This window comes from Erythrobacter sp., from assembly GCF_038133525.1.
GTDB lineage: Bacteria > Pseudomonadota > Alphaproteobacteria > Sphingomonadales > Sphingomonadaceae > Qipengyuania.
The window spans coordinates 7,418-23,278 of the sequence record NZ_JAYPTL010000006.1 but is presented as its reverse complement, the minus strand read 5'-3'; the positions used below and the strand labels follow the sequence as shown (position 1 = coordinate 23,278).

Below are 15,861 nucleotides of genomic sequence, written 5' to 3'. Positions count from 1 at the left end.
GCGCGCCTCCCATGGCCGATACGCAACTCATGAGCATCCCCGGGCAGATCGACCCGGTTCCCGTCGCGCGTGACATCACGCCGCGTGCGGACGGCCGCCTCGACCTGATAGGCCTGCCCAAGGACCGCATCCGCGAATTGTTCGAGGAAGCAGGCTTAGAGCCCAAGCAGGCCAAGCTGCGCGCCAAGCAGGTGTTCCACTGGCTCTACCACCGCGGCGTGACCGATTTCGAGGCGATGACCGACATCGCCAAGACCATGCGCCCCTGGCTGGCCGAACGCTTCGTCATCGAGCGTCCCGACGTGGTCGAAGCCCAGCATTCGGTCGATGGTACGCGCAAGTGGTTGCTGCGCACCTCCGATGGTCACGACTTCGAAATGGTGTTCATCCCAGATGCCGATCGCGGGACCTTGTGCGTTTCCAGCCAGGTCGGTTGCACACTGAATTGCCGCTTCTGCCACACCGGGACGATGAAGCTGGTGCGCAACCTGACGCCCGGCGAAATCGTCGGCCAGGTCATGCTGGCGCGCGATGCGCTGGGTGAATGGCCCAAGGGCAGCATGGCTGGCCTCGATGAAGAAGAGGACAGCGCGCACTACACGTCCGACGGGCGCCTGCTGACCAACATCGTGATGATGGGCATGGGCGAACCGCTCTATAACTTCGACAACGTCAAGGGCGCGCTCAAGCTGGTGATGGACGGCGACGGGCTCGCCCTGTCGAAGCGCCGCATCACCCTTTCCACCAGCGGCGTGGTGCCGATGATGGACCGCTGTGGCGAAGAGATTGGGGTCAACCTTGCAGTATCGCTGCACGCGGTGACCAAGGAAATTCGCGACGAGATCGTACCGCTCAACAAGAAATACGGCATCGAGGAACTGCTCGAGGCCTGCGCCGCCTATCCGGGCGCGTCGAATGCCCGGCGGATCACTTTCGAATATGTCATGCTCAAGGACAAGAACGACAGTGACGAGCACGCGCTCGAGCTGGTCCGGCTGATCAAGCACTACAAGCTACCCGCTAAGGTGAACCTGATCCCGTTCAACCCCTGGCCCGGCGCGCCCTATGAGTGCTCGACGCCCGAGCGGGTGAGGCGTTTCTCCGAGATCGTCTTCGAACACGGCATCAGCGCCCCGGTTCGTACCCCGCGCGGGCGCGACATCGACGCCGCTTGCGGCCAGCTCAAGACCGCGGCTGAAAAGAAGAGCCGCGCCCAGATGGACCGCGAAGCCGCCGAAGCCGCGCAGGCATGACGTTTGAGCTGGCAAAGGCAGCCGGCGCGTACCCCTTTCCTACAAACAGGCCCTGTGCTGAAGAGCGTGCATGACCAGCGCCAAACAGCCTGAAGCCGCGCAATCGCGCCGCTTTACGCGAGGGTTTTCTTTAATCTTCAGGACAGTGTTCCATGTGTTCCATCCTGTAGGAACCGGAGTCTTCAAATGAACGTGGTGGTGAAGGCACTCTGCATCGGACAACCAAAGCCTTTCAACGGTGCCGAACTGAGCGCAATCGACAAGCAGCCGGTCGACGGCCCCCTCGCGATCCGCAGCTTCGGGATCGAAGGCGACATGGTCGCCGACACCATGCACCACGGCGGCCCGGACATGGCTGTGCACCACTACCCGCAAGACCATTATGCCGCATGGGGCGAATGGCTCGGTGGCCATGACCTGCTGAACCGCCCCGCTGCCTTCGGCGAAAACATCCATGCCGCCGGGATGGTCGAGGCCGATGTCCATATCGGTGATCGCTTTCGGTTAGGCACGGTACTGCTCGAAGTCAGCCAGCCGCGCCAACCATGCTGGAAGATCGAACACCGCTTCGGCGCCAAGGGCATGGTCAAGCGGATCATCCAGCAGCACAATTGCGGCTGGTACTATCGCGTTGTCGAAGAAGGCGTGGCCAGCGCGGGCGACACGCTGGAAAGAGTCGAGACCGGCCATGGCGACTGGAGCGTGGCGCGCCTCTTCGCCAAGCTCTACGATCCCTCCCACAAGGCAAGCCGCGACGAACTAGAGGAAATTGCGGGACTTGAGAGGTTGTGCGAGCTGTGGCGATCGAAGGTTCGAGAGTCACTGAATGTCTAACGCCTCGACCGGCCAGCCCCTCAATTCATCGCTAATTTCGGGTTAACGGCAGTTGTTCATGGACGGTTCTGGACCCTGTGGCGATGAATTGCGTTGAGACGATGCAACAGTCGCAATGAGGAACCCCTGATGAAGAAGCTCGCCCTTGCATTCGCAGCCGGCACCATGACCCTCACCGGTCTTGCCATGTCTGCTCCGGCCGCCGCCGACCCGCCGCCATGGGCGCCCGCGCACGGCAAGCGTGCCAAGGATCGCGCAATCTATGACAGTCGCGGCTACTACCTCGAACCCCGTCGGATCACGCGCGACAGCTACATGTGGCGGGGCAGTGATGGTCGTTACTATTGCCGCCGCGACAACGGCACGACAGGCCTGGTGATCGGTGCCGGCGTCGGTGCGCTGGCCGGCCATGAACTCGCAGGACGGGGCGACAAGACGCTTGGCGCGATCCTCGGCGGCGCGATTGGCGCCATCATCGGCCGCGAGATCGATCGCGGCAGCCTGCAGTGCCGCTGAACTGCTGAGAAATTGAGTGGACGGGCGCCTGCAATTACGGGCGCCCGTCTATCTACGGCCGGCTCAGCGCTGCCTGGCTCGCAATGGTGTGGCAGCGTCCACCAATCCAAGTGCTGCCGTCCTCCTCGCGCGTGCAGTCGACTAGGCCGTCGGCGCCGGTCATGCGGCCTTGTGCAGCGCGGTAGTGGCCCTTCGCCAGCCCACTATCGAACAGGTGCTGGGCAACCCCGGCGTTGAAACTGCCAGTCACCGGGTCTTCGCGAAACCGGCCCTGATGGTCGGCGAAGAAGGCTCGCAGTTCCCAATCGGCGGCGGCACCCGGCTCGCACGGACCGGCGAGGCCGATATCGGTCCCCGCCGGCGCCGTCGGCTCTGGCTTCGCGGCAAGCACATCGGCCGCACTGCGCAGGCGCAAGATCTGCCATGCAGGGCCATTCTTCGCGTGCACCGCTTCGACGACAGTTTCCGGATCGACCCCGGTTCTGGCGATCGCAGCGAGACGCTCTTCCTCGCTCAGTGGCCCTGTCCGAGTCAGCGGCGGCGCGCGGAACGCGTAACTCCCGCTACTGACACGAATTTCGATCAGTCCCGCACCGCATTCCTGCACCACCACACCATCGCGCTTCGGCTTCCCACCTGCGGCAAGCCATGCGTGGCAACTGCCCAGCGTGGGATGCCCGGCAAACGGCAATTCACCGCCTGGATAGAAGATACGCAACCGGTAGTCCGCGCGCGGATCCGTCGGCGGACAGAGGAAAGTCGTTTCGGAGAATCCCAGCCAGCAGGTCAACCGATGCATGACCGCCGTCTCAAGCTCTTCCCCGCCATGCACCACGGCCAACGGGTTGCCAGTAAGCGGCGCAGACCCAAAGACATCGACCAGATCAAGCATCATATCCATGACTCCTTCGCATGGCCTGTGCCCTAGCCATCATCAACACGATATGCTGAATTGCTTCCCATGCTGAAAGCACCACTCCATGTCTGAATTCTCCCGCCCGACCGTGCTAGTAACTGGAGGCGCCAAGCGCCTCGGCGGGTTCATTTCGCGAGCGTTCGGCATGGCCGGATGGCACGTAGTCATCCACTTCCACACCTCGGCGAAGGCCGCCGAGAAGATGGCGTCTTCGCTGCCAAGCGCCGAGACTTTCCAGTGCGACTTAGCCAATGAGACCTCTGCGACCGAGATGATCGAAAGCCTGGCAGCGCGGCTTCCTGATTTCCGCGTGCTGGTGAACTGCGCCTCCTTGTTCGAATTCGACAGTGTAACCGCACTCGACCCCGAGGCGAACCGTCGGGCTATGGCAGTCAACGCGCGCACCCCCGCCTGCATGGCGCAGGCATTCCTGGCGAAAGCCAAGGCACCGGACGGCCGCCGCGTGATCCAGGTCACCGACCAGAAGGTGGCCAATCCAAACCCTGATTTCTTCAGCTACACGATGAGCAAGCACGCGCTTGCGGCAACCGTACCCATGCTCGCAATGGGGGCGCAGCAGCCCAAAGACCGCGTCTATGGGCTTGCGCCCGGAGCCATTCTTGCAAGTCACGACCAGGACGAAGCGGAGACCGAAGTCTCGCACCGCCTGAACCTGCTCGTCCGCAAGACTGCACCCGAAGAAGTGGCCGAGGCCGCCCTGTTCCTTGCCAGCGGCACGCTTGCCAGCGGGCAGACCCTGTTTGTCGATAGCGGTCAGCACCTGCTGAGCCAGCCGCGCGACGTCATCTATCTTGCCCGTGAGGGAGCCACCGCATGACCAAACACGCCCTATCCACGCGCCTGTGGCACTGGCTCAACGTGATCTGCGTCGTCACCCTGTTCATGTCAGGCCTGACGATCTCCAACGCGCACCGCTACCTTTACTGGGGTGACTGGGGCTTCTCACCCAGCATGGCATGGTACGCCGTGCCGCGCTTCCCCAATTGGATGACCATTCCGGGTCGCTATAACCTGGCAGTAGCGCGCGACTGGCATATTCTGATGGCCTGGCCGTTCGCGGTCGGCCTGTTGTTCATGTGGATTGTCATGCTCGCAAACCGTCACTTCCAGCGTGACATCACGACCACCCGCGACGAATGGCGGCCAAAGGCGATCTGGAAGGACATTGTCGAGCACCTCAAGCTCAATTTCGAGCACGCTGGTGGCAAGTACAATTTCCTCCAGAAGCTCGCCTATGGCGTTGTGCTTGGCCTGTTCCTGCCGATGATGGTGTTTACCGGCATCTCGATCAGCCCCGGCATGGAGCCAAGCTTTGGATGGCTGGTCGACCTGCTGGGCGGGCGGCAGTCGGCACGTAGCCTGCACTTCATCTTCGCCTGGCTGTTGTTCGCCTTTTTCATCGTCCACATCGTGCTCGTCCTGCTCTCGAAACCGATCGAGCAAATCCGCAGCATGATCACCGGAGGCAAGACACATGAAGCGTAGGGGTTTCATCGCCGGACTAGGCGCCCTGTGGGTCGCGGGCTGCAACAAGGTAGCCGATAGTGAGGCCGGCTCGAAACTGCTGTCGGCCGCACAGGATTGGCACGAGGGCGCCCACAGGTTGCTCAACAACCGCGAGGCTCTGGCACCGGAGTATCCGCGGAGCGCCATTTCGCCCACATTCCGCGGAAACGGATCGACCGATCCGCAGAATGATGATTACCCGCAGCATGTCGCAGAAAGCTTTGCCAACTGGCAACTCGAAGTGCGCGGATTGGTCGAAACGCCGATGGCCTATTCGCTCGAGAATATCCGCAAACTTCCGCAGCGCACGCAGGTTACGCGCCACGATTGCGTCGAAGGCTGGAGCGCGATCGGTGAATGGACCGGACCGCAACTCTCGCTGCTGCTCGATGCCGCGAAGCTCAAGCCCGAGGCAAAGTACATCGTCTTCCGTTGTGCAGACGACTACAAAGGGTTCCGGTACTATGAGAGCATCGACCTGATCGACGCATACCATCCGCAGACCATCATCGCACACCAGTTGAATGGCGAGCCTTTGCCGATCAAGAACGGGGCGCCCTATCGCATGCGTATCGAACGCCAGCTCGGCTACAAGCAGGCCAAATACGTTACTGCGATCGAAGCTGTCGCCAGCCTCGATGATATCGGCGATGGCAAGGGCGGCTATTGGGAAGACCGCGCCGGCTACCAGTGGTACGGCGGGATCTAAGCTTCAACCCCTACCCCCAGGACTTGCCAACCCGTCGTCGCGATTGACTCGCGGCGCGCTGCTGTCACATTGATTTCATCGGCTTACTTGGGAAAGGAGGCCGCGAATGTGGCTGCTCGACAGGTTTCTCGCACGTGCGATCACGCACGGTCACATGATCGTGACCGACTATGACGGCAAGACCTATGAATATGGATTGGCCGACAGCGCCCAGCCGCCGCTGCGCATTCGGCTGACCAACAAGAAAGCGGCAAACCACATCGCGCGCTATCCGCAAGTTGGAGCAGGCGAGGCTTTCATGTGGGGCTGGCTCGAGATCGAAGATCCGCACGATATCCGTGACCTGATCCTGTTCGTCACCGCGAACACCAAACGGATCGGCGACAGCGCGATCAATGCACAAAGTCCGCTGCGCAAGGCAGTGCAGAAGCTGGCGGCAAAGGCGGACAGCATCAACCTTCGCAGCAAGGCGCGCCGCAATGCAGAGCATACGTACAACCTGACCCGTCGCCTCTACGAGCTGTTCCTTGATGAGGACCGGCAATACACCATGGCCTATTATCGCGACGCCGATCCCGCACAGACCAGCCTGGAGCAGGCCCAACGCGACAAGAAGGCGCATCTCGCGGCGAAGTTGTTCATCCAGCCGGGCCAGCGCATCCTCGACATCGGCTGTGGCTGGGGCGGCCTCGCACTCTATTTCGCGCGCCACTACGACGTCGAGGTGCTCGGTGTGGCGCTCGCCCCCGATCAGATCGAATTCTGCCGCGAGCGCGCCGATGAGGCGGGCGTGGCCGACAAGGTCAAGTTCGAGCTGATGGACTATCGCGACGTAACCGGCAGCTTCGACCGGATTAGCTCGGTCGGGCTGCTCGAACACGTCGGAACGCCGCATTACCCGCAGTTCTACGAGCATACCGCGCGTCTGCTAACACCCAGGGGAGTCATGCTGAGCCATTGTTGCGGCCGTGCCGGCCCTCCGGGGCACACCGATGCCTGGACACGCAAGTACATCTTCCCAGGCGGTTATATCCCCGCCCTCTCCGAACTCGTCACGCAGAGCGAAAAGTTCGGCTGGCAAGTCATGGACGTCGAAGCGATGCGCTTCCATTACAGCTACACGCTGGAGGAATGGTACAAACGCACGGTCATGCACCGCGAGGAGATCGAGCAACTCTACGATCCGCAGTTCTACCGCATGTGGCTCTATTACCTTGCGGGCGCGGAACAAAGCTTCCGCCACGGTGGGATGGTCAACTGGCAGTTGCTCTATGTGAAAGATCGCGAAGCCATTCCGATGACACGCGAATACATGGAGGCCGAGGAAGCCCGCCTGCGTGCCGCAGAAGACCCACCAGTGTGGCACCTCGATCCGGCAATTCGCGAGGCGGCCGAATAGCAGCCTGTTGGACCGTTGGAGGAATTGCCCCCACGCAGCCCGTCTTAATGGAGCACATGGAACAGGGTCTTCGAAGAAAAACCCGTGGTCAAGGTCAAGCCAGACCGACCAATGTGGGCAAATAACGCATGCCTGCTGCTACGTGAAATTACTAAGTGAAAGAGCTCATTCCTTTCTAACCGATCGCAAGAATGTAGGAAAAAATCTTTCAAAGTGGCTACTTATTTGAGTCGATTGGAATCAGGTTCACTTACAAAACTGATCACGATCAAATACAGGTCCATAATTTCCAATACACGAATAGCGATTTCTCTATCATCCAGGCGAGAGAATTAGAACTCATTCAAATGAGTGGAAAAATAGGGAAACGTGTCGCGCCACTCTCAACGATGGAGGGAGTCGACATGTTTAAATCGGACCGGCGTTCTGTACTGGCGGGGGGCACTTCGCTCATTTTCTTGGCAAGCCTGGGGGGCTGCGAGGAACTGAAGAAGAAGATTGCCAACAGGCCGGTCCGCAAGGACATTGCCAATTTGGCGATTAACGACCCGATCCTCGATACCTATCGTGACGCGATCGCCCAAATGCAGGCATTGCCGCAGAGCGATCCGCGCAACTGGACCCGGCAGGCCCAGATTCACCTCAACACCTGCCCGCACGGCAATTGGTTCTTCCTGCCCTGGCATCGAGCCTATCTGGTGGCCCTCGACGACATTGTTCGCAAGCTGACGGGCAACAAGGACTTCTCGATGCCCTATTGGAACTGGACCTGCCAGCGTGCGGTACCGACGCCGTTCTGGCAGGCGGGAAGCGTGCTCAACTACAGTCCGCGGAGCGCAAACTCTTCGAGCATGGCGAACGAGTCGATCGTGGGCGTCTCCGCCATGAATACCATTCTTGCCCAGACCGATTTCCAGCTGTTTGGCAGCGGCAAGGCGACCGCATTGCGCGGCGCGGGCGGCTTCCAGGGGCAGCTCGAACAGGGACCGCACAACTACATCCACGGTTTCGTTGGCGGGACGATGGGCACCTATATGTCCCCTCTGGATCCCATCTTCTGGCTCCACCACTGCAATATCGATCGGGTGTGGTTCGATTGGAACAGCTCGGGCAAGGCCAATACGAACGATCCCGTCTATACCAATTTCAGGCTCGATATGTTCGTCGACGGCAACCAGCAACCGATGGACTTCCTGGTAGGGGCGATGGGCCTGGCGCCCTTGCTGACCTATCGTTACGAACCGCCAAAGGGATGCGGAATAAATATCCGGCGGCTCGATGAAGCCTCGCTCAAGGCGGTGCTGGAACGGGGATCCACCCAGCAACTGAAAGTGAGCGAACAGTTCCAGCCCCTGGGTCGCAACGTGACGATATCCGGGCGCGCGCCAGAACGCGCCCGGCTCACGCTTCCGCTGGAAACATTGGCACCGGCGATGGAAAGGTCGACCGAGAACGACCGGCTGGTGTTGCGCCTCGACGACGTTCGGCTCGACACAGATCAGGAAAACTTCTTCGTACGGGTCTACGTCAACAAGCCGGAAAACGAAGCGCCTTCGCCCGATTCTCCATCTTACGCCGGGGCATTTGCCTTCTTCGTCGACAACGAACACAATCACGGCCCGCTGAACTATGTTGTCGACCTTTCCGGCGCGGTGAACCGGATGAGGAACGAAAGGCAATCGGACATGGCCAATGGCGCGCAGGTTTCCTTCGAACTCGTTCCTATCAGGGACGATGAGCAGGCGCTGGCAGCAGCCCAGCGTTCGGCACTCAATATCGGTGCTGTGGTCCCCCAACTGGTCTCCACCATCGAAGCAGGGGGCGCCAAGCCTACCGAAAGCGAGCGGTGACCTTGCCGATGGCCTGCGGCCTAGCGGTGGCATTGACCATCGGACTGGCCGCAGGCTGTTCGGCACCTGCACCACCGGAGAAGAATGCCGAGTTGGCCGAAATCCACGCGTCGGGGAGCGGCAAGGTGCAGATTGAACTCGGAGAGCATATGTCGGGCAAGATCACGGCCGACATTGGCGTCGCCGGCCATCTTGCCAAAAGGTCGGTTACCGTGTGGATTTATGCCAATGGCAGCGATGTGCCCTTTGCCACCCCTACCCTGTTCCCAGTGGGCGCCACCGGGACCTTTGCACTGTCCGTTCCTGATGGTGCGCGCAGCCTGACCTTCATGGCAGTGGATACGGAAACGGGAAAGCCGCTTCCCCAAAGCGAAGCCCAGCTCTCTGTGGTGCTGCGCGAGCGGCGATAGCAGCGAGCTGTTGCTGCAACCGCACCCACGTAAGGATTTCGTCCCTATTTCGCCAACCAGCGGTGCACTGGGCCGAATTCGACAAGCGCCGCACCAACAAAGGGCAAGGCCACGACCCAGATCCGGACGCCCGTTACGCTCAATGGGCTGGCGATGCTGATCGCAGCGGTCATGGCCAGACCAAGGCAGATCAGCAGAACTCCGACGACGAGGCGCAAACGCGGTATAGGTCGTTCGCGAGCGCCGGCACCCATGCCGCGCTCATGGCGCGCGAATACTGCAATCAGTGGCAGCAAAGCCGCGACATAGAGCACGAACCAGATCGGGCGAGAGGCCCACCAGGCTCCGCTCCCCGGAAGCGCATGAAGGCCGATGCCACCCGCAAGCCACGCCGCAACCATCACCAGCACATAGGCGGTAAGGTGCCACAAATAGACGGTCATGATCATACCGTTCATCAGCACTGTGGCAGTCCACAGCGGAAGATTGCCGAGCAGCTTGCGACCCCATGGCTCGAGCGCCAGCACCAACCCCGCCTGCACCGTGCCGAGCGCCAGGAGCGCCAAAGTGGGAGGCATGGAATTGGTGATCTCAGCACCCGGCACCCCGATCATCGCAATCGGGTAACGACCATAGACTGTCAGTCCCAGCAGCGCGGTCAGCGCGGCAAGGAACAGGGCCTGAGCCCGGATCCCACCTAATCGCCCTTGCTGCCAGGAGAAGCCCAGCTGGTGGATGGCCAGCCAGACGAAGAGGAAGTTGGTGAAATTGACGTAAGGTACCGCGCGATCGAAGGTCAGCCAGTCGACTACCACCGCTCCCCCGACCAGCCCGGCGATGCTGCCGAAACCGAACCGTTCCCACGCCTTCCAAGTCAGTGGGGCGAGCGCGGTCACAAGCAGGTAGACCGCGAGGAACCACACCGGGATGAGCGCAAGCGAGACGGCCATCTTCACCGTCTCGCGCGCCATCCCAAACTGCGTGGCTGCGAAGGCAAACGCGGCCCAGACCAGCAGCACCGGGAACACGGGATTGACCAACCGTTCGATACGGCTGGCGAACCAGTCTGAGTAATGACCTTGTTTCGCCCTGGTCGACGCCCAGCTCACACCGTTCGAATAACCACCAACCAGAAAGAAGATGGGCATTACCTGGAACAACCAGGTCAGCCACTGGGTCCATGGCACGATACCGAGAAGATGCCCACCGACGATCTCGCCATCGGTGTCGATGTAAGGTGCCGCAACCAGCCAGTGACCGACGACCACCGCCATGATCGACAAGGCGCGAAGGAAGTCGACATAGCGATTGCGTTCCAGCGGCGCCTTCTCGGCAAGCGATCACGCCTTGTTCCACAATCCCATTGCGTCCCCTCCCCATTGGCGAATCAGGAGCTGTCAGCCCCATAATGATTTAGAAACCGAGACTTATCACAAACCCGGCTTCCGCCTATCCTCTACCTCGCCAGCACCAGTGCGCCCGAATTCCGGTTGACGGAATGTGGTGCTTCTCGTGTATCTTCAGACGGATTTCGCACGAACACGAGTGACATGAGCAAGACCCTGCTGAACAAATTTCTCGAGCGCGGCGTAACCCGCGGCCAGCTCGACGTCACCTTTGCAGACGGCAGCAGCAAGACTTTCGGGAAGCCCGAACCCGGGTTTCCGCAGATTGCGCTGCGGCTGGCCGATGACCGCGTTCCGCGCGATATCTTGCTCGACCCACGCCTGGGTGCCGCCGAAACCTTCATGGATGGCAGGCTGATCATCGAAGACGGCGATATCATGGGGCTTGTTACCCTGCTGCGCGCCAACAATGCCTGGGACAAGGGGGGTGATATCGGCCGACCTCGCCCCTTGCGTCGTATGCTCAACCGAATTTCGGCCGCTGCCGAGAAGGTCAACAACGCCGTTCGTTCGAAGCGGAACGTCGCGCATCACTACGACATCGGGAACGATTTCTACGCCTTGATGCTCGACCATGAGCATTGGCAGTACAGCTGCGCCTATTGGCCTTCGGACGACATATCCCTGGGCGAAGCGCAGACCGCCAAGCTCGCGCACATTGCAGCTAAGCTCGCGCTGCGTAGCGGCGATACGGTGCTCGACATCGGCTGTGGCTGGGGTGGCATGGCGATCTATCTCGCCCGGCATTTCGACGTGCACGTCGTGGGCATCACGCTCTCCGAAGAACAGCTCGAACTCGCACGCCAGAGGGTCATCGAAGCCGGAGTTGCCGACAGGGTATCAATCGAGCTGGTAGACTATCGCGATTTCGCCGCCGCGGGGCGCAAGTTCAACCGAATAGTCTCGGTCGGCATGTTCGAGCATGTCGGTCAGCCGCAGTTCGAAGACTTCTTCCACGCCTGCGCCAATCTGCTGACCGATGACGGCACCATGCTGCTGCATACCATCGGCCGAATGGGATCGCCCGGCGCCACCGACGCCTTTACCCGCAAATACATTTTCCCAGGTGGCTATATCCCTGCGCTTTCGGAAACCGTCCGCGCCTCGGAAAAGTTTCGCCTGATCGCCACCGACGTCGAGACGCTGCGGGTGCATTACGGCAAGACCATCCGCAAATGGTACGCCAACTGCGTCGAAAACCGTGAGGCAATCGTGGCACTCTATGACGAGCGCTTCTTCCGCATGTGGATGTTTTACCTCGCAGGTGCAGCCACAGTTTTCGAGTATGGCGGGATGTGCAACTACCAAATCCAGTTCGCGCGGAGCCGCTACGCCCTGCCGCTCACGCGCGATTATATCGAGATGGAGGAGCAGCGCCTGCTGGCCGGCTAGGCCTGGGCAACGGTGCAGGTCCCGGCTGCTGGGGGGGATCGAGGTGATGCTGCAACCAACATTGCCTCGACCCGGGTATCACACCCTGCGCTTTCGCGGGTCCAAGCGTGGATTGGTTGCGCTGCCCCTCGCCCGCTGCTAGCCGCGCGCCGCTAGGAACGAAGGTACCCTCATGTCCGATAACAAGCGCCCCGAGATCAAACGGGTTGTCCTCGCCTATTCTGGCGGGCTCGACACCAGCGTCATCGCCAAGTGGCTCGAGGTTGAGCGCGGCTGCGAGGTGGTCACCTTTACCGCCGACCTGGGCCAGGGCGAGGAGATCGAACCCGCGCGTGCCAAGGCGCGCGCCATGGGCATTCCGGACAAGCACATCTACATTGAGGACGTACGCGAGGAGTTCGTCCGCGACTTCGTCTTCCCGATGATGCGCGCCAACGCCCGCTATGAAGGCGATTACCTGCTCGGCACCAGCATCGCGCGCCCGCTGATCTCCAAGCGCCTGGTCGAGATCGCGCATGAGACCGGCGCCGATGCCATCGCCCACGGCGCAACCGGCAAGGGCAACGATCAGGTTCGTTTCGAACTGTCCGCTTATGCGCTCGATCCCGACATCAAGGTCATAGCACCGTGGCGCGAATGGGACCTTACCAGCCGCACCGCGCTGATCGCTTGGGCCGAAGCGCACCAGATTGCGGTGCCGAAGGACAAGCGCGGCGAAAGCCCCTTCTCGACCGACGCCAACCTCCTCCACACCTCCTCTGAGGGCAAGGTGCTTGAGGATCCGTGGGAAGAAACCCCCGACTACGTCTATTCGCGCACCGAACACCCGGAGAATGCGCCGGATTCGCCCGAGTACATCACCATAGATTTCGAACAGGGTGACGGCGTTGCGCTCAATGGCCAGGCAATGAGCCCCGCCACACTGCTCGCTGCGCTCAACGAACTCGGTCGCAAGCACGGCATCGGCCGTCTCGACCTTGTCGAGAACCGCTTCGTCGGCATGAAAAGCCGCGGCATGTATGAAACGCCAGGTGGCGAGATTTACGCCCGCGCCCATCGCGGGATCGAACAGATCACGCTCGACCGCGGCGCAGCCCACCTCAAGGACGAATTGATGCCGCGCTATGCCGAGCTGATCTACAACGGCCTGTGGTTCAGCCCAGAGCGCGAAATGCTGCAGGCAGCGATCGACCTGAGCCAGCAGAAAGTCGGCGGCACCGTGCGGCTCAAGCTCTACAAGGGACTGGCCAGTGTGGTTGGCCGCAAGTCGCCCAACTCGCTCTATTCGGAAGCGCATGTGACCTTCGAGGATGATGCGGGCGCCTATGACCAGAAGGACGCCGAAGGCTTCATCAAGCTCAACGCCCTGCGCCTGCGACTCCTGGCCAAGCGCGACCGTTAGTTGCGCCGCACCATCATTTCGCAGTGCAATATTGCGTTCGCGAGATGATTGAAGTCAGATTTTTGCGATGAACGGTTGAGTTATCCACTCCCCTCCACAGGGAAAGGCGGGGAAAGTGGAAAACTCGTGTCTTGCGCGCTTGAAGAATCGGTCGGCAAGGCGCAGCTTCAACTCATCGGAACGGCGCGGAAACGAGCTGAACTGGAAGGCCCAAAAGCCTGAAAGAACAGGGAATTTTCAAACCGGAAAGACGCGACGGAACCTGTCCGCGCGGATCAAGAGACCCTCGGGCGAAAGACTTCGGTCAGACGCAAGGCGGGTCGATGACGGAGCCGCGAAGTCGTTCCATCGTGAACCGGGCCAACCCGGTCGGATGTCGAGGAGGCATTGAACAATGGTCTGCGGACCGGAGGGAGATGCAGCCGCTTGAGGCAACCGGCCAAAACGGTAGGTCAGGTTGCGGAGCCGCCCGTTGAAGGTCGGCCTGGGGAAGAAGCGAGGGTTTTCGGACCTGGCGCACTCGACCGGGTAGATTGGAGGGTGGAGCCGGATGCCGGTGCGAGCGCCGGTGACATAACCGGAAGACCGCTTTCGAGTGGCCTGATGGGGAGACATCGGATGCCAAGTTCCCTTCTCTTCGGAGATGAGACCACGCATCGGTGAGAGTGGGGTCGGCAGCAATGCCGGCCCCATTTGCTTTGTCCGGCTGCGATGCGAGTTCGCGACGGTGCAAATCCTCACAAAACTGGACATTTCAAAGAGCAGGGTTGCGTCGAACCCTCGCGCACGAGCAGCTTCTAGCGCCCGGTTTGCGCACTAGGACAGGTCCTTATCCTGCCACTCCGCGATGAATCGTGGCAAGAATGGGGCAGGAACCTGCCGTGTTCAGGACTCGCGCGGCACCCGTCGGTATAGCGGGCGGCACCGAACGGGAGGTCCAGACTATGGCCAAACGCGCGTTTAGAAGCCTGCTTTTCCTTGCCGCCGTGGCGCTTACCGGCACCGCGGGTCATTCGGAAGAGCGGGTCGCGAAGATCGATGTCGACACCAGTTTCGATGCCACATTCGAGAATTACGAGGTCCTTCCGCCAGCCCCGCAGCCGGGCGCGCAGATGGTCGACCTCACCGCTATCGAGCCCGCCACGGCACCCGCGGTCGTGCCAATCGAGGGCGGCGTCGCGTCGTTCTACGGGCGTCGCTTCAATGGCCGCCGCACCGCCAGCGGCGAGGTATTCGACATGCATGCGATGACTGCCGCGCATCGCACCCTGCCCTTCGGCACGCTGGTCCAGGTGACCAATCCCGACAACGGTCGCAGCGTGGTGGTCCGCATCAACGACCGCGGCCCTTTCCACGGCAACCGCGTGATCGACGTGAGCCGCGCCGCTGCTACCGAACTCGGCCTGATCGGCCCGGGCAGCGGCCACGTGGAGCTGGCGCTGGTCGAGGGCTGAGCGCCAGCCGCACCCTCGCCCCCCTCAGTCGCCCGGCGGCGCCGCAGGATCTGCGGGAGGCGATGGCGACGGACCGGGCACATTGGGCGCCGCCGCAACCTCATCCTTGCGCATGGTGCCGGCGAGCTTCCACAGGCCGAGCACCAGGCCGCCAGTCGCCAGTATCTGCGCCAGCACCAGCAGCAGGATAATTCTGACCGTCGCACCGGTATTCTCGCTCTCGACCAGCTGGCGAATGCGGTCGCGCCGCACGTGCAACTGCATCGCTTCGACATAATCGCCGCCATAGGGCCGCACGAGCGCCTGCAGCTCCTCCGACGGGGCATGGGGGATCACGATCCGCTCGCTATCTTCTTCGTCCTCCGCGGGGATCACCACGATATGGTCGCCGGCATAGTCGAAATAGGCCACCGCCAGGCCCGCGCCGACGATCACCGCCAGCAGCGCGCCAACCCCGATCCACATATTGCGCGTGGCATCGACCCAGCGCGTGGCGAGCAGCACCACCACGATTACCACCAGCCCCACCGCGCCGCTGATGACGGTGATCAGATCGTCGACGTCGGGCGGGATCTGGACCACCCCCTTGAGCAACAGGAAGGACGGGAGCAACGCTGCCAGTCCGGCGATCGCCTTGATCAGCCCTTCGGCCGATTTGATGCGTTCCATTATTGTGGGCATGACAGCGCCACCTCCACCGCACCCTCATCGGGAATGTACTGGAAGGTGCGGGCTTCCCATTGCGGGGTGCCGCCGCACAGCGGGAAGAAGTAATAGCTGTAGCCCGGCTTGG

The 15,861-nt window shown here is 61.4% G+C and carries 15 protein-coding genes; 12 read left to right on the top strand and 3 right to left on the bottom strand.

Annotated features, from left to right (window positions below):
* The first annotated feature begins 11 nt into the window (after positions 1-11).
* From rlmN to AAFM29_RS02655, 3 genes are all read left to right on the top strand, one after another.
* The gene (gene rlmN, locus AAFM29_RS02665) at positions 12-1,253 is read left to right on the top strand and encodes a 23S rRNA (adenine(2503)-C(2))-methyltransferase RlmN (RefSeq protein ID WP_341711284.1); all 1,242 of its coding nucleotides are present in this window, start codon (positions 12-14) and stop codon (positions 1,251-1,253) included.
* A 186-nt stretch (positions 1,254-1,439) separates the two neighbouring features.
* Positions 1,440-2,087: an MOSC domain-containing protein gene (locus AAFM29_RS02660; RefSeq protein WP_341711283.1), complete on the top strand. Its 648-nt coding sequence runs from the start codon at positions 1,440-1,442 to the stop codon at positions 2,085-2,087.
* Positions 2,088-2,216: 129 nt separating this feature from the next.
* Complete coding sequence (locus AAFM29_RS02655; RefSeq protein ID WP_341711282.1) at positions 2,217-2,603, top strand: glycine zipper 2TM domain-containing protein; 387 nt, start codon at positions 2,217-2,219, stop codon at positions 2,601-2,603.
* 52 nt (positions 2,604-2,655) lie between these two features.
* Here AAFM29_RS02655 and AAFM29_RS02650 read toward each other — a convergent pair whose 3' ends face one another.
* A complete protein-coding gene (locus AAFM29_RS02650) occupies positions 2,656-3,504 on the bottom strand; it encodes a PhzF family phenazine biosynthesis protein (RefSeq protein ID WP_341711281.1) in 849 nt (282 codons plus the stop codon).
* Positions 3,505-3,583: 79 nt separating this feature from the next.
* On the opposite strand from AAFM29_RS02650, the gene AAFM29_RS02645 reads away from it, so the two are divergent.
* The 6 genes from AAFM29_RS02645 to AAFM29_RS02620 all read left to right on the top strand — a co-directional run bounded on the left by AAFM29_RS02645 (position 3,584) and on the right by AAFM29_RS02620 (position 9,414).
* A complete protein-coding gene (locus AAFM29_RS02645; RefSeq protein WP_341711280.1) occupies positions 3,584-4,357 on the top strand; it encodes an SDR family oxidoreductase in 774 nt (257 codons plus the stop codon).
* A complete protein-coding gene (locus tag AAFM29_RS02640) occupies positions 4,354-5,025 on the top strand; it encodes a cytochrome b/b6 domain-containing protein (protein WP_341711279.1) in 672 nt (223 codons plus the stop codon). Before AAFM29_RS02645 ends, AAFM29_RS02640 begins: the two co-directional genes overlap by 4 nt.
* The gene (locus AAFM29_RS02635) at positions 5,015-5,755 is read left to right on the top strand and encodes a molybdopterin-binding protein (RefSeq protein WP_341711278.1); all 741 of its coding nucleotides are present in this window, start codon (positions 5,015-5,017) and stop codon (positions 5,753-5,755) included. Before AAFM29_RS02640 ends, AAFM29_RS02635 begins: the two co-directional genes overlap by 11 nt.
* Positions 5,756-5,861: 106 nt before the next feature.
* Positions 5,862-7,154, top strand: coding sequence for a cyclopropane-fatty-acyl-phospholipid synthase family protein (locus AAFM29_RS02630; protein ID WP_341711277.1), 1,293 nt, complete (start codon positions 5,862-5,864; stop codon positions 7,152-7,154).
* Positions 7,155-7,558: 404 nt separating this feature from the next.
* Entirely contained in the window at positions 7,559-9,004 is a 1,446-nt protein-coding gene (locus AAFM29_RS02625) for a tyrosinase family protein (protein ID WP_341711276.1), read from the top strand.
* A gap of 8 nt (positions 9,005-9,012) precedes the next feature.
* Positions 9,013-9,414 carry a hypothetical protein gene (locus AAFM29_RS02620; RefSeq protein WP_341711275.1) on the top strand — a complete coding sequence of 134 codons (402 nt, stop codon included), beginning with the start codon at positions 9,013-9,015 and terminating at the stop codon, positions 9,412-9,414.
* Between the two features lie 44 nt (positions 9,415-9,458).
* Here the strand turns inward: AAFM29_RS02620 and AAFM29_RS02615 are convergent, their stop codons facing one another.
* Positions 9,459-10,733: an acyltransferase gene (locus AAFM29_RS02615; RefSeq protein ID WP_341711338.1), complete on the bottom strand. Its 1,275-nt coding sequence runs from the start codon at positions 10,731-10,733 to the stop codon at positions 9,459-9,461.
* Positions 10,734-10,964: 231 nt separating this feature from the next.
* Between AAFM29_RS02615 and AAFM29_RS02610 the strand changes: the two genes are divergently transcribed.
* The 3 genes from AAFM29_RS02610 to AAFM29_RS02600 all read left to right on the top strand — a co-directional run bounded on the left by AAFM29_RS02610 (position 10,965) and on the right by AAFM29_RS02600 (position 15,068).
* Positions 10,965-12,212 (top strand): cyclopropane-fatty-acyl-phospholipid synthase family protein, encoded by a 1,248-nt coding sequence (locus AAFM29_RS02610; RefSeq protein ID WP_341711274.1) that lies wholly within the window; start codon positions 10,965-10,967, stop codon positions 12,210-12,212.
* Between the two features lie 172 nt (positions 12,213-12,384).
* Positions 12,385-13,614, top strand: coding sequence for an argininosuccinate synthase (locus tag AAFM29_RS02605; RefSeq protein WP_341711273.1), 1,230 nt, complete (start codon positions 12,385-12,387; stop codon positions 13,612-13,614).
* Between the two features lie 944 nt (positions 13,615-14,558).
* Positions 14,559-15,068 (top strand): septal ring lytic transglycosylase RlpA family protein, encoded by a 510-nt coding sequence (locus tag AAFM29_RS02600; protein WP_341711272.1) that lies wholly within the window; start codon positions 14,559-14,561, stop codon positions 15,066-15,068.
* A gap of 24 nt (positions 15,069-15,092) precedes the next feature.
* Here AAFM29_RS02600 and AAFM29_RS02595 read toward each other — a convergent pair whose 3' ends face one another.
* Positions 15,093-15,749: a hypothetical protein gene (locus tag AAFM29_RS02595; RefSeq protein WP_341711271.1), complete on the bottom strand. Its 657-nt coding sequence runs from the start codon at positions 15,747-15,749 to the stop codon at positions 15,093-15,095.
* Positions 15,750-15,861 lie beyond the last annotated feature (112 nt).